We start from the raw sequence: 13704 nt of genomic DNA on the forward strand, positions 1-13704 counted from the left end.
CATGACTCCGGCGCCAAGCTTCGACCGTTGGTCGGGACGACTTTATCGACTAATCCACCATGTCCGCAACGGCCTTGCCGCACGCCTCGGTATCCGCATTTCCGCCCAGATCCCGCGTCCGCAACGTCCGCTCGCCCAGCGTGCGCTCGATCGCGCCGACGATCGACTGCGCCGCGGTCTTCTCGCCGAGATGCTCCAGCATCATCGCGCCCGACCAGATCATGCCGATCGGGTTGGCGATCCCCTGCCCGGCGATATCGGGCGCGGAGCCGTGGACCGGCTCGAACACCGACGGGAAATTGCGCTCCGGATTGATGTTGCCCGAGGGCGCGATGCCGATGGTGCCGGTGCAGGCTGGGCCGAGATCGGACAGGATGTCGCCGAACAAGTTGGAGCCGACGACGACGTCGAACCAGTCCGGATGCAGCACGAAATTCGCGGTGAGGATGTCGATGTGGTACTTGTCCCACTTCACGCCCGGATAATTCTTCGCCATCGCCTCGACGCGCTCATCCCAATACGGCATCGTGATCGAGATGCCGTTCGACTTGGTCGCCGAGGTCAGGTGCTTCTTCGGCCGCGATTGCGCCAGCTCGAAGGCGAATTTCAAGATGCGGTCGACGCCGGTGCGCGTCATCACCGTCTGCTGGGTGACGAACTCGCGGTCGGTGTCCGGGAACATGCGGCCGCCCACCGAGGAGTACTCTCCTTCGGTGTTCTCGCGCACCACCCAGAAATCGATGTCGCCGGGCTTGCGCCCGGCCAGCGGCGACGGCACGCCCGGCATCAATCGCACGGGGCGCAGATTGACGTATTGATCGAACTCGCGGCGAAACTTGATCAGCGAGCCCCACAGCGAGACGTGGTCGGCGATCTTGGCCGGCCAGCCGACGGCGCCGAAATAGATCGCGTCATGGCTGCCGATCTGCGTCTTCCAGTCGTCCGGCATCATCTGGCCGTGCTTCTCGTAGTAGTCGTAGCTCGAGAAGTCGAAATGATCGAACTGCACGGCTACGCCGTGCTTCTTGGCGGCCGCCTCGATCACGCGCAGCCCCTCGGGCATGACCTCCTTGCCGATGCCGTCACCGGGAATGACTGCGATACGATAGGGCTTCTTGCTCATCGAGCGGATCCTTGCGGGTTGCGCCGGTTGGCCCGGCTGAATTTGTCGATCGCCTGAATGGACCAAACCAGGGGCAAGCGCAACGCTGCGGTGCGGGATTGACCGCATGGCTGACGCGCAAGACAATCGCACAAGACAATCCGGTCTCCTCCAGAATTCAGCGAGAGCCTCCATGGACCTTCATCTGCGCGGCAAGCGCGTTCTCATCACCGGCGCCTCCAAGGGCATCGGCGCCGCGGCAACCGAGGCGTTTGCCGAGGAGGGCTGCCATGTCCGGCTCGCCGCGCGCAGCGCCGACCGGCTGTCGGCGCTGGTCGAGCAGCTCCGCTCGAAGCACCAGATCGATGCGGCCGCGCATGTGGTGGACCTGCGCAAGTCCGAGGACGTGACCCGACTGGCCCAGGAGGCCAGCGACATCGACATCCTCGTCAACAATGCCGGCGACATTCCGGGCGGCCCGATCGACAAGATCGACGAGGCGACCTGGCGGCATGCCTGGGACCTGAAGGTGTTCGGCTTCATCAACCTGGCTCGGCTGGTCTACGCGCAAATGAAGGCGCGCGGCTCGGGCGTGATCATCAACGACATCGGCGCGGCCGGCGAAAAGTTCGACGCCAACTATATCTGCGGCAGCGCCGGCAACGCGGCGCTGATGGCCTTCACCCGCGCGCTCGGCTCCAAGAGCCTCGCCGACAACATCCGCGTCGTCGGCATCAATCCCGGGCCGGTCGGCACCGATCGCCATGTCACCCTGCTGAAGACCCGCGCCCAACAGCAATTCGGCGACGAGAGCCGCTACACGGAATTCCAGAAGGGCCTGCCGCTCGGCCGTCCCGCGCATCCACGGGAGATCGCGGACCTGATGGCGTTCCTGGCATCCGACCGCGCCGGCTACACGTCTGGCGTGATCTATACCGTCGATGGCGGCATCAGCGCAGGGTGGGGTTGATCGCCGCGACCTTCCCACCTCGCCGCAAACGTGATCTACAACGTCGCGCCGGACGCTTGCCATCAGGAGAACCGCACTTTGGCCGACCAGGGATTGATCCGTGAGACCGCCTGCACCGTCGTCGACAAGTTGAAGGCCGGCGAGGTCACCCCGCTCGATTGCCTCGATGCGCTGGAAACGCGCATTTCAGCCGTCGACGACAAGGTCAATGCGCTGCCGACCTTGTGCTTCGATCGCGCGCGCGACCACGCCAAGGCGCTGATGCAGAAGCCGGCCGGCGAACGCGGCGTGCTCGCCGGGTTGCCTGTCCCGATCAAGGATCTCACTGATGTCGCGGGCGTGCTGACGACGCAGGGCTCGCCGATCTTCAAGGACCGGATTCCGGAACGCTCCGATCTCATGGTCGAGCATCTCGAAAGCAATGGCGGCGTGATCTACGCCAAGTCGAACACGCCGGAGTTCGGCGCCGGCGCCAACACCTTCAACGAGGTATTCGGCGCCACGCGCAATCCCTGGGACACGTCCCGCTCCGCGGCCGGCTCCTCCGGCGGCGCAGCGGTGGCGCTCGCCACCGGCATGGCCTGGCTGGCGCACGGCTCCGACATGGGCGGCTCGCTGCGCAATCCCGCGAGTTTCTGCGGCATCGTCGGCCTGCGCCCGAGCTTCGGCCGCGTCGCGCATACGCCAGCGGTCGCCGTCGACCGCAACCTCGGCGTCCAGGGCCCGATGGCCCGCAATGTCGAGGACCTCGCGCTGCTGCTCGACGCGATGAGCGGTGAGCACGCCGCCGACCCGATCTCGCTGCCATCGCCCGCGACCTCGTTCCTGGCCGCGGCTCGCTCCGGCAAGAAGCCGGTGCGCGTCGCCTATTCGCCCGATCTCGGCATCACGCCGGTCGATCCCGAGGTGATTGCAGTGACCCGCAAGGCGGCGCAGCGCTTCGCCGAGCTGGGCGTCATCGTCGAGGAGGCGCATCCTGATTTCAGCGAGGCGCACGAATGCTTCCATGTGCTGCGCGCGCTGGACTTCGCGATGAGCAAGCAGGAGCTGCTGCGCACCAAGCGCGAGCAGTTGAAGCCGGAAGTGATCTGGAACATCGAGGAAGGACTGAAGCTCTCGGTCGCGCAGATCGCGCGCGCCGAGGCGCAGCGCGTGGCGATCACCGCGCGCGCGGTGACGTTCTTCGAGACCTATGACCTGCTGCTGGCGCCGGCGACCATCGTGCCGCCCTTCCCGATCGAGAACCGCTACGTCGCCGAATGCGCCGGGCACAAATTCGACAACTACGTGCAGTGGCTCGGCATCGTCTATGCGATCACGCTGGCCTGCTGCCCGGCCCTGTCGCTGCCCTGCGGCTTCACGGCATCGGGGCTTCCGGTGGGGCTGCAGGTGATCGCGCGGCCGCGCGCTGACGCCAAGCTGCTCGCCGGCGCCAAGGTGCTGGAGGACATCCTCGGCATAGCCAGCTCGACCCCGATCGATCCGCGCGCCCCGAAAAGCTGATCTGATCAGGGGCCTCATGGTTCGAGACGCCCGTCTTCTGGCGGGCTCCATCAGGGGCGGCAGTTCTGCTTTGATTTGCGCCGAGTTCCATGCGCTGAACATGGGACCCATGTCCGTTATCGGCTGTTGGCAATTCGGGCGGCTGCCGTAGAAGGGCCGCAAACCACGCTTGCCCGGAGACCGGATATGACAGACCAGGCGATCGAGCCTGCCGTAGAGCCCGCTACGACGTTCAGCGACGTCGAGCGGCGCATCAAGGCCATCCTGATCGGCTCCGCCGGCAATCTGGTCGAATGGTACGACTTCTACGCCTACACGGCATTCGCCTTGTACTTCGCGCCGGCGTTCTTCCCGTCGAAGGACCCCGTCGTCGAGCAGCTCAACGCGGCCGTGGTGTTCGCCGCGACCTTCCTGATGCGCCCGCTCGGCGGCTGGCTGTTCGGCTACCTTGCCGACCAATATGGCCGCAGGCTGTCGCTGACGGTCTCCGTGCTCTGCATGTGCTTCGGCTCGCTGATCATCGCGGTGACGCCGACCTACGCCACCATCGGCATCGCCGCGCCGATCATCCTGGCGCTCGCCCGCGTCATCGAAGGCCTCAGTCTCGGCGGCGAATACGGCGCCAGCGCCACCTATCTCTCGGAGGTCGCCGACGCCAAGCATCGCGGCTTCTATTCCAGCTTCCAATACGTCACCCTGATCGGCGGCCAGCTCACCGCGATCGTCGTGCTGCTGCTGCTGCTGCAGAAGGTGTTTCTGACCACCGAGGAGCTCAAGGCCTGGGGCTGGCGCATTCCCTTCTTCATCGGCGCCTGCCTTGCGATCTTCGTCGCGGTGATGCGGCGCAATCTGCACGAGACCGAGGCGTTCGTGGAAGCCAAGAAGAAGGCGGGCTCGTCGAGCTCGATGGCCGCTCTGTTCAGATATCCGCGCGAGCTGCTGCTGGTCGTCGGCCTCACGGCGGGCGGTACCGCCGCATTCTACACCTTCACGACCTACATGCAGACTTTCGTGAAGCTGTCGGTCGGCCTCACCGAGGACCAGACCACGATGGTGATCTTCGGCTCGCTGCTGTTCGCCTGCGTGCTGCAGCCGCTGTACGGCGCGATCTCCGACCGGATCGGCCGCAAGCCGCTCCTGATCTTCTTCGGCATCGCCGGCACCCTGTCGACGATCCCGATCCTGACCGCGCTCAAGGCCACCAAGGAGCCGTTCACCGCCTTCCTGCTGATCTGCGGCGCCTGGATCTTCACGGCCGGTTACACCTCGATCAACGCGGTGGTGAAGGCGGAGCTGTTCCCGACCAACATCCGCGCGCTCGGCGTCGGCCTGCCCTATGCGATCACGGTCTCGCTGTTCGGCGGCACTGCGCCCGCGATCGCGCTGTACTTCAAGAGCATCGGGCACGAAACCTGGTTCTACTATTACCTCTCCGGCGTGATCTTCCTCTCGCTGCTCATCTATGCGACCATGCGCGACACCAAGCATGCGTCCGCCATGCACAGGCATGAATGAGCGCGTGAATGAGCCGCACGAATTGACGAGGTGCCGACATGGCAGACGAGTCCGGGCTGCCGCCCGAGAGCAAGCTGACCCGCAGCAAGGAGCGCTGGGCGCGCGAAGGCAAATTCCTGACCGGCCGCATCGTCAGGCCGGAGGACCAGCGCCTGCCGCCGGGCCAGCATCTGACCCGCGACTGGCCAGTGCTCGATCTCGGCCTGACGCCGTCGATCACATCCGAGCGCTGGCGGCTCGACGTCTATGGTGCGGTCGAAAATCCACTGTTCTGGGATTTCGCGGCCTTCCGCGCCCAGGAGCAGCGCCAGTTCGTCTCCGACATTCATTGCGTCACGACATGGTCGCGCTACGACAATCAATGGGAAGGTCTCGCCACGCGCGACCTGCTCGCCGCCTGCCGGCCGCGCGGCACCGCCGACTTCGTCGTGCTGCATTCCTATGACGGCTACACCACCAACCTGACGCTCGAGGATTTCGCCGCCGAGGACGCGCTGCTCGCGCACAGCTGGTCCGGCGCGCCGATCACCGGGGAGCATGGCGGCCCGGTGCGCGTCGTGGTGCCGCATCTGTATTTCTGGAAGAGCGCGAAATGGCTGAAGGCGATCGAGTTTCTCGACGCCGACAAGCCCGGCTATTGGGAGGTCCGCGGCTATCACAACCGCGGCGATCCCTGGGCCGAGCAACGCTATTCGGAGTGATGGGCCTAACCGACTCGTAGGGTGGCACGTGTAGCTTTGCCCGCCCTACTCGCCGAATCGCTGCTAACATTCCAGAGCGGCTGCGCGATACAGCGCCCTCTCCCCTTGTGGGAGAGGGCATCTCCGGCCTATCCAATCACTCGATTGGGTGAGGGGTCTCTCTCCACGAATACCTTGCTCGCGGCATACCCCTCACCCAACCGAGCCCGCAGCACTTTCCTACATGCCCTCTCCCACAAGGGGAGAGGGCGCAGTCATGACCAGCAGGCTGACGATCTGATCGTCATATCCGAACGTGCCAGAGACGCAGCATGGAGTTCACCTCAGAGACCGGCAAGATCCCCAAGGGCTATGGGTACCTGCTCAAGCCTTCCGTCATCCTCGCCGCGCTGACCGCACAGGATCTCGGCGGCATTCGCATTCATCTCGTCCGCAGCCACGGCCGGCGCCTGTTCGATGCGCGCTACAGGCCGCCGGACGGCGACATTCCCTATGAGCGTCTCAACATCAAGGTCGGCACCGCGCACGAGCGCGACCTGCCCCCGCTTCGCCGTCAGGCGAAGGAGGAAGGCCTTCCGACGCTGGTGCAATGGATTTCCGATCTCGTCGCGCAGGATCTGCCGACGGCGATCCGGAACGGCGAACAGGTCATCGAGCTGATCCCTCAACGGGAGTGATCGTGGCGTGACTGGTGAGACCGATCGCGGGTCCGGGCTGATCGCTGTGCAATCGCCAATAAGCCAACCTCGTAACGAGCGAGATTGCCAATTAGTCACTCCGTCATGCCCGGGCTTGTCCCGGGTATCCACGTCGTTCCCAGGGTGCCGAACGACGTGGATGGCCGGGACACGCCCGGCCATGACGATGAGGAGACAGGTGAGCGCAAAACTCCGATCGTGGATAACCAGCGCCCGGGCGGTGTTGCCGCCATCGACAAACCTAGCATCCCAAAACATTCCCTCTTGACGATTTCTGAAAATCGTGATTTACTCTCCGCCATCCCGCCTCGTTGCAGAGGGACGGATCGCGATCGTCACGGACGTGGAGCGCGGGATGCGGTGGGCGCGACGGGTCGCAGCGTGGGTCTCCATGCGGACGAACGGTCCGGCGCGCACGGCGAAATCGTGTGGTCTTGACGCCGCGGCGCTGGCGTCAAATCGCGGTGCTGTTGACGCGCATCGCGGTGACGGGGGCAAGACAGCCGTTCCCCGGAGAGAGCACGTATAAGCCGTTCCAACCATTGCGCAGGGAAGGCCGGGATGTCCTTTGGCCGAACCTGTGGTACCTGCCGCCTGCATTTTTTTCCGCAGGCGGGCCATGGGGGCGGCAGGCTCCCGACCTTCCCTGCGCCCTCTCGCTTGTGAGAGGCGCGACGATCCGCACAACTCGGGCCCGTAGAGGCCGCGAGATGGCATCTTCATATCTGAAGTTGATGCAGATGCAGCACGAGATCGTTACTGAACTGACGTCCTCGCGTGATTGCCGAGCCCCTGGATCGCTTCACTGCGCTCGCGATGACGGAGCGTGTAGAGCATCCGCTGCCCGCCACGACCGTCATTGCGAGCGCAAGCGAAGCAATCCAGGGGCAGCGCGAAAGGTGCCGATCGTTTCCGGGCACCGACACATGCAGGCCCGATCTGCTATATGGCAATGTGAGGCGTCATCGCCGCAAGCGGGCAAAACGAGGGGGAACACATCATGCCAACCGAACGTTTCCAGTTTGAAGGCGCAGGCGGCGATCAATTGTCGGCGGCGCTCGACCTGCCCGACAGCGCGCCGCGGGCGTATGCGCTGTTCGCGCATTGCTTCTCCTGCGGCAAGGACACCCACGCAGCGAGGCGCATCGCGATGGCGCTCACGGCGCATGGCATCGCGGTGCTGCGGTTCGACTTCACCGGCCTCGGCTCCAGCGAGGGCGACTTCGCGAATACCACGTTCTCCTCCAACGTCGCCGACCTCATCCGTGCCGCCGATCATCTGCGTGAGACACGACAGGCGCCGGCCATCCTCATCGGCCACAGCCTCGGCGGCGCCGCGGTGCTGGCGGCGGCCGGCGACATCCCGGATGCGAAGGCCGTGGTGACGATCGCTGCCCCTTCCGATCCGGCCCATGTCACGGACATGTTCAAGGACAGCCTCGAGGCGATCCGCCGCGACGGCTCGGCCGAGGTCTCGCTGGCGGGTCGTCCGTTCCGCATCAGCAGTTCGTTCCTCGACGACGTCGCCGAGCAGCGATTGCTCGACAAGGTCAAGCATCTGCACAAGGCGCTCTTGGTGATGCATTCGCCCGTCGACGACACCGTGGGCATCGACAATGCGACCCACATCTTCGTCGCGGCCAGGCATCCGAAGAGCTTCATCTCGCTGGACCATGCCGATCATCTCATCAGCAGCAGGCTGGATGCCGCCTATATCGCCGAGGTGATCGCGAGCTGGGCCGGCCGCTACGTCGCACCCGCGGCCGTCGAGCCCGCGGCCACGGATGGTCCGCGCGATGTCGTCGTGCGCGAGACCCGCTCCAGCAAGCTGCAGCAGAGCATCGCGCTCGGACCGCATCGCTTGACGGCCGACGAGCCGCTGTCGGTCGGCGGCCAGGACACCGGCCCCGGCCCCTACGATTTGCTGCTCGCCGCGCTCGGCGCCTGCACCTCGATGACGATGCGGCTCTATGCCGACCGCAAAGCGCTGCCGCTCGATCGGCTCACCGTGACTCTGCGCCATAGCAAGATCCATGCGGAGGATTGCGCAGAGTGCGAGACCAAGGTCGGCCTGATCGATCAGCTCGAGCGCGAGATCCACATGGACGGCGCGCTCGATCAGGAGCAGCGCAAGAAGCTGATGGAGATCGCCGACAAATGCCCGGTGCACCGGACCCTGACATCGGAGATCCGCATCGTCACGCGCGCGGCGGAGTGACCTCATTCACTCCGTCCCAACCACCGTCATTCCGGGGCAACGCCGCAGGCCTTGAAGCCGGAATGACGGTCGTTGTGACACAATGAGACTAATGCGCCGGCTGTGGCTCGATCTTCAACGGCCGCACGCGCAGCGCGCCGCGCAAGCCCAACGCGGTGCCAACGAAAATTCCCGCGATCGCCACGAACGATGGCAGCGCCAGGGTCGACAGTCCCGTCAGCCCCTGCCCGACCGAGCAGCCTAGCGCCATGACGCCGCCGATCCCCATCAGCGCGGCACCGCCGGCCGAGCGCAGCATATGATGCGGCGAGTGGAAGCCTTCGAGCTTGAAGCGGCGCGTGACCACGGCGGCCACGAGGCTGCCGGCCAGCACGCCGGCCACCGTGGCGATGCCGAAGCTCACCGTCGAACCGGTCGAGAGCATCACATATTGCAAGGCATCGGCGATCGGAGCGACGAAGGTCAACGAGGCCACCGGCACCGGGTTGAAATCGTCAGCGCCAAGATACCCGGTCGCGAACCAGCCCGCAGCGATCAGCAGGCCGACAATGAGACCGGCGAGCATCTGCCCCGGCGCGCGCCGGAATGGCGCATGCGCGAAGGAAAAGACGATCAGCAGGCCGCCGAGCGCGAGCGCCGGCAGCAGCCGCGCCGGCGCACCGTGCAGCCCACCGACCGAGAGCAGCGCGGGGAGCGACGTCGCCGTTGCCGTTGTCTGGGACGTCTGCATCAGCGCGATACGCAGCGGCGCGATCAGGCCCTTCAAGGTCATCTCGGCCGCGACCGCCAGCACGATCACCACGACGAAGGAGCGCAGATTGCCGCAGCCAAGCAGCACAAGCGCGCGCGAGCCGCAGCCATTCGCCAGCACCATGCCGTAGCCGAACAGGACGCCGCCGGCGAACATCAGCGGCACCGAGAAGGCCGGCTGCAGATAGATCGACTTGCCGAGATCGACAGCGCCATTGGCTGCAAGCAACTGCGTGGCGATGACTGCCGTCCCCATCGCCAGGGCGTAGGTCCGGACCAGACGGCCGTCGCCATCGGCCCACCAGCCGCGCAGGCTGCTCATCATGCAGAAGCCGCTGAGCAGACCGACGGCGCCATACAACAGGCCAATTCCAAGACCGGCCATGATGGCCACATCAGCAGCTTCCGGCACGCGCGGGAGTCCTTCTGGTTGCGGAAAGGAGGCGGCGGCACGCGGGCTGCGCAAGCATCGCTTTCGCTTGACGCGCGCGGAATATTCGCCACGATATCGCGCTTAACTAGTTCAGAATGCTTGTTCCAACAAGCATCAGCGGGAGAGAACGCCGTGGTTTCACCAGCGCATCCTCATGCGCCGATTCTGGCCGGTGCGCGGCCGGAGGCCCGCCCATGAGCGGAGCGGCGCCACTCTCTCCCGACGCCCTCGCCCGGGCCTGCGCCGACGCGATGTGGCAGGACGATCGCGCCAGCCAGGGGCTGGGCATGCAGATCATCGAGATCGGTCCGGGCCGCGCGACCCTGCGGATGACGATTCAGCCGCACATGGTCAACGGCCATGGCATCGCCCATGGCGGCTTCATCTTCACGCTGGCCGATTCCGCCTTCGCATTCGCCTGCAACTCCCACAACGACCGCACCGTGGCGGCCCAGGGCAGCATCAGCTTCATCCGGCCGGGCAAGCTCGGCGATGTCCTGACCGCCCGTGCGCACGAAGTGTCGCGCAGCGGGCGCTCCGGCATCTACGACGTTCGCGTCACCGTGGAAGACACCGTGATCGCCGAGTTTCGCGGCCATTCCCGCAGCATCGGCGGCACACTGGTCCCGGGCGGCGCGCCCGAGGCCGCACGCTGACCCATTCCTTGCCACCGCCGCTCCGCCGGAGGACCTGACCCCATGACCAAGCTTCAATCGGCCGGCGCTTACGTGCCCGAGATGGACGACACCGAGCGCGCCTCGCGCGACCAGATCATGACGCTGCAGACCCAACGCCTCGCCTGGTCGCTGAAGCACGCCTATGACAACGTCGCCCATTACCGCCAGGCGTTCGACAAGGCCGGCGTTCATCCGTCAGACTTCCGCGAGCTCGCCGACCTCGCCAAGTTTCCGTTCACGGTGAAGACCGACCTGCGCGACAACTACCCGTTCAACATGTTCGCCGTGCCGCGCGAGCAACTGGTTCGGGTCCACGCCTCCTCGGGCACGACCGGCAAGCCGATCGTCGTCGGCTACACCAAAAACGATATCGCGACATGGTCGGCCGTGATGGCGCGCTCGATCCGTGCCGCCGGCGGCCGCGGCGGCATGATCATCCACAATGCGTATGGCTATGGCCTGTTCACCGGCGGCCTCGGCGTCCATTACGGCGCCGAGGAGCTCGGCTGTACCGTGGTGCCGATCTCCGGCGGCATGACCGAGCGGCAGGTGCAGCTGATCAACGATTTCCGCCCCGACATCATCACGGTGACGCCGAGCTACATGCTGGCGATCCTCGACGAGTTCAAGCGCCAGGGCCTCGATCCCCGGCAGAGCTCGCTGAAGATCGGCATCTTTGGCGCCGAGCCCTGGACCAATGCGATGCGCGCCGAGATCGAGGACGCGTTTGCGATGGACGCCACCGACATTTACGGCCTGTCCGAGGTGATCGGCCCCGGCGTGGCGCAGGAGTGCCTCGAAACGAAGGACGGCCTGCACATCTGGGAGGATCATTTCTACCCGGAGATCGTCGATCCCGACACCGGCCGCGTGCTGCCCGACGGCGAGATGGGCGAACTGGTGTTCACCTCGCTGACCAAGGAGGCCTTCCCCGTCATCCGCTACCGCACCCGCGATCTGACGCGGCTGCTGCCGGGCACCGCGCGGCCGGGCATGCGGCGCATGGAGAAGGTCACCGGCCGCTCCGACGACATGATCATCCTGCGCGGCGTCAACCTGTTCCCGTCGCAGATCGAGGAGATCCTGCTGACCACCGAATGGTGCGGCGGCCATTTCATGCTGGAATTGACGCGCGAAGGCCGCATGGACGAGCTGACGATCTACGCGGAGTCGCGCCCCGAGCATTGGGATGAGAGCGGGCTCGGCGAGCATGCGGAGAGGATCTCGATCCACATCAAGAACACCATCGGCGTGACAGCGAAGGTGAAGGCCGTGCCGCCCGACACGCTGGAACGTTCGGCCGGCAAGGCCAAGCGGATCAAGGATCGGAGGCCGGCGGGATGATGCATCCTAGCTTTGCCATCTCACCCCTCATGGTGAGGAGCGCCGCAGGCGCGTCTCGAACCATGAGGCCACAGTGCAGGCCTCGCCCTTCGAGACCCCCGCCTGCGGCGGGCTGCTCAGAGTGAGGGTCGACAGTACGAGAAGTCTGATGACCGAAGGAGCGTATCTCTACATCGTCCTCTGCGCCGACGGCCGCCTCTATATCGGAACGACCAGAACGTCGCTGGAACTACGGGTGGCCCAGCACAATGACGGGACCTTCGGCGGCTACACGCTGACCCGTCGTCCCGTCAGATTGGTCTACGCGCAATGGTTCGAGCGGATCACGGACGCCATCGAAAGCGAACGCCGGTTGAAAAAGTGGAGCCGCGCCAAGAAAGACGCGCTTATACGGCGATCTCGACGGCCTACGGGCTCTCTCGGCACGGAGAACGACTTTCAAGTGAAAACCTTCGCCGCGTCCAAACGGAGTTCAAAGCCCCAAGTCCGAGCAACGCCCCATCTCCTCATGGTGAGGAGCGCCGCAAGGCGCGTCTCGAACCATGAGGCCACAGCACGGGCCTCGCCCTTCGAGACGCCCGCCTGCGGCGGGCTCCTCAGGGTGAGGGTCGAGAGCGGAGCGTGCCCTCACATATGGTCGTAGTCCACCACCACCCGCTCCGTCACCGGCTTCGCCTGGCAGGTCAGCACGAAGCCGGCCTGCAATTCCCATGGCTCGAGCGAGTAGTTCAGGTCCATCTCGGCCTTGCCCTCGACCAGCTTGGCACGGCAGGTGGAGCACATGCCGCCCTTGCAGGCGAACGGCAGGTCGACACCGGCGCGGAGCGCGGCGTCGAGGATGGCTTCGCCCTCGGCGACCGGCACCTCGCGGCGCTTGCCGTCGATGATCAGGGCGGCGATCGCCTTCGGCGGAGCGGAGTCAGGAACGACCATCTTCGGCCGCGGCCTGCCGCCGGCCCCGGAGACGAAGCGCTCGATGTGGACGCGGTCGTCGGGGATGCCGAGGGCGCGGCAGGCGGACTCGATGTCCTCGCTCATCCCCATCGGGCCGCAGATGAAGACGTGATCGACACTCTCGGCCGGCACCAGCGAGCGCAGCAGCATGCGCACCTTCTCGCCGTCGAGCCGGCCGTGCAGGATCGGCAGATCCTGCTCCTCGCCGGAGATGACGTGGAACACCGAGAAGCGCTCGAGAAAGCGGTCCTTCAGCTCCTCGAGTTGCTCGCGAAACAGCATTCCGCCAGTGGTGCGGTTGCCGTAGAACAGGAAGAACCGGCTGTTCGGCTCGCGCGCCAGCACGGCCTTCACGATCGACAGGATCGGCGTGATGCCCGAGCCGGCCGCAAAGCCGACATGGGTCCGCGCCGTCGCAGGATCCAGCGCCACGCCGAAACGTCCGGTCGGTGTCATCACTTCAATCTCGTCACCGCGCTTCAACTCGTCGGTGACGAAGCTGGAGAAGGCGCCGCCATCGACGCGCTTCACGGCAATGCGGATCTCGTCGTCATCGGGACCGGAGCAGATCGAATAGGAGCGCCGGACCTCCTCGCCGCCGAGCATGGTCTTGAGCGTGAGATATTGTCCCGGTGCGAACAGATAGTCCGCCGCCAGTTCGCTCGGAATGGCAAACGTCAAGGACACCGCATCCGGCGCCTCGCGGCGCAGGTCACGGACGGCGAGACGGTGGAATCGTGGCGTTGTCGACATCGAACCTATCCCCGCATCATTGCGGGCGCAGCGAAGCAATCCAGGGCTATGGGCGGGACCCTGGATTGCTTCGCTGCGCTCGCAAT

12 protein-coding genes are annotated in these 13704 nt (G+C 65.6%); 9 read left to right on the forward strand and 3 right to left on the reverse strand.

What is annotated here, in order from left to right; translation table 11 throughout:
- Positions 1 to 49: 49 nt before the first annotated feature.
- Positions 50 to 1123, reverse strand: coding sequence for a tartrate dehydrogenase (locus HL666_RS07870; RefSeq protein WP_172180724.1), 1074 nt, complete (start codon positions 1121 to 1123; stop codon positions 50 to 52).
- A gap of 172 nt (positions 1124 to 1295) precedes the next feature.
- On the opposite strand from HL666_RS07870, the gene HL666_RS07875 reads away from it, so the two are divergent.
- From HL666_RS07875 to HL666_RS07900, 6 genes are all read left to right on the forward strand, one after another.
- Positions 1296 to 2072 carry an SDR family oxidoreductase gene (locus tag HL666_RS07875; protein ID WP_172180726.1) on the forward strand — a complete coding sequence of 259 codons (777 nt, stop codon included), beginning with the start codon at positions 1296 to 1298 and terminating at the stop codon, positions 2070 to 2072.
- Positions 2073 to 2150: 78 nt separating this feature from the next.
- Positions 2151 to 3575: an amidase gene (locus HL666_RS07880; RefSeq protein WP_172180728.1), complete on the forward strand. Its 1425-nt coding sequence runs from the start codon at positions 2151 to 2153 to the stop codon at positions 3573 to 3575.
- A 186-nt stretch (positions 3576 to 3761) separates the two neighbouring features.
- Positions 3762 to 5090, forward strand: a complete 1329-nt coding sequence (locus HL666_RS07885) for an MFS transporter (protein ID WP_172180740.1) — start codon at positions 3762 to 3764, stop codon at positions 5088 to 5090.
- A 38-nt stretch (positions 5091 to 5128) separates the two neighbouring features.
- Entirely contained in the window at positions 5129 to 5791 is a 663-nt protein-coding gene (locus HL666_RS07890; protein WP_172180742.1) for a sulfite oxidase-like oxidoreductase, read from the forward strand.
- Positions 5792 to 6102: 311 nt separating this feature from the next.
- Positions 6103 to 6468, forward strand: a complete 366-nt coding sequence (locus HL666_RS07895) for a hypothetical protein (protein ID WP_172111985.1) — start codon at positions 6103 to 6105, stop codon at positions 6466 to 6468.
- A gap of 1021 nt (positions 6469 to 7489) precedes the next feature.
- Positions 7490 to 8707, forward strand: coding sequence for a bifunctional alpha/beta hydrolase/OsmC family protein (locus tag HL666_RS07900; protein WP_172111984.1), 1218 nt, complete (start codon positions 7490 to 7492; stop codon positions 8705 to 8707).
- Between the two features lie 88 nt (positions 8708 to 8795).
- Here the strand turns inward: HL666_RS07900 and HL666_RS07905 are convergent, their stop codons facing one another.
- The gene (locus tag HL666_RS07905; RefSeq protein ID WP_172180976.1) at positions 8796 to 9842 is read right to left on the reverse strand and encodes a YeeE/YedE family protein; all 1047 of its coding nucleotides are present in this window, start codon (positions 9840 to 9842) and stop codon (positions 8796 to 8798) included.
- A gap of 242 nt (positions 9843 to 10084) precedes the next feature.
- On the opposite strand from HL666_RS07905, the gene paaI reads away from it, so the two are divergent.
- The 3 genes from paaI to HL666_RS34130 all read left to right on the forward strand — a co-directional run bounded on the left by paaI (position 10085) and on the right by HL666_RS34130 (position 12554).
- Entirely contained in the window at positions 10085 to 10546 is a 462-nt protein-coding gene (gene paaI, locus HL666_RS07910) for a hydroxyphenylacetyl-CoA thioesterase PaaI (RefSeq protein ID WP_172111983.1), read from the forward strand.
- A 42-nt stretch (positions 10547 to 10588) separates the two neighbouring features.
- Positions 10589 to 11911 carry a phenylacetate--CoA ligase PaaK gene (paaK, locus tag HL666_RS07915; RefSeq protein ID WP_172134168.1) on the forward strand — a complete coding sequence of 441 codons (1323 nt, stop codon included), beginning with the start codon at positions 10589 to 10591 and terminating at the stop codon, positions 11909 to 11911.
- A 148-nt stretch (positions 11912 to 12059) separates the two neighbouring features.
- Positions 12060 to 12554 carry a GIY-YIG nuclease family protein gene (locus HL666_RS34130; RefSeq protein WP_246741484.1) on the forward strand — a complete coding sequence of 165 codons (495 nt, stop codon included), beginning with the start codon at positions 12060 to 12062 and terminating at the stop codon, positions 12552 to 12554.
- Here the strand turns inward: HL666_RS34130 and paaE are convergent.
- Entirely contained in the window at positions 12539 to 13618 is a 1080-nt protein-coding gene (gene paaE, locus HL666_RS07925; protein WP_172180744.1) for a 1,2-phenylacetyl-CoA epoxidase subunit PaaE, read from the reverse strand. The genes HL666_RS34130 and paaE overlap by 16 nt on opposite strands.
- Between the last annotated feature and the right edge of the window lie 86 nt (positions 13619 to 13704).

It is taken from the genome of Bradyrhizobium aeschynomenes (assembly GCF_013178945.1).
Classification (GTDB): domain Bacteria; phylum Pseudomonadota; class Alphaproteobacteria; order Rhizobiales; family Xanthobacteraceae; genus Bradyrhizobium; species Bradyrhizobium aeschynomenes.

Coding starts and splice junctions, on each gene's coding strand:
- HL666_RS07870 (WP_172180724.1), bottom strand. CDS start 1,123: ATGAGCAAGAAGCCCTATCGTATCGCAGTCATTCCCGGTGACGGCATC.
- HL666_RS07875 (WP_172180726.1), top strand. CDS start 1,296: ATGGACCTTCATCTGCGCGGCAAGCGCGTTCTCATCACCGGCGCCTCC.
- HL666_RS07885 (WP_172180740.1), top strand. CDS start 3,762: ATGACAGACCAGGCGATCGAGCCTGCCGTAGAGCCCGCTACGACGTTC.
- HL666_RS07890 (WP_172180742.1), top strand. CDS start 5,129: ATGGCAGACGAGTCCGGGCTGCCGCCCGAGAGCAAGCTGACCCGCAGC.
- HL666_RS07895 (WP_172111985.1), top strand. CDS start 6,103: ATGGAGTTCACCTCAGAGACCGGCAAGATCCCCAAGGGCTATGGGTAC.
- HL666_RS07900 (WP_172111984.1), top strand. CDS start 7,490: ATGCCAACCGAACGTTTCCAGTTTGAAGGCGCAGGCGGCGATCAATTG.
- HL666_RS07905 (WP_172180976.1), bottom strand. CDS start 9,842: ATGGCCGGTCTTGGAATTGGCCTGTTGTATGGCGCCGTCGGTCTGCTC.
- paaI (WP_172111983.1), top strand. CDS start 10,085: ATGAGCGGAGCGGCGCCACTCTCTCCCGACGCCCTCGCCCGGGCCTGC.
- paaK (WP_172134168.1), top strand. CDS start 10,589: ATGACCAAGCTTCAATCGGCCGGCGCTTACGTGCCCGAGATGGACGAC.
- HL666_RS34130 (WP_246741484.1), top strand. CDS start 12,060: ATGACCGAAGGAGCGTATCTCTACATCGTCCTCTGCGCCGACGGCCGC.
- paaE (WP_172180744.1), bottom strand. CDS start 13,618: ATGTCGACAACGCCACGATTCCACCGTCTCGCCGTCCGTGACCTGCGC.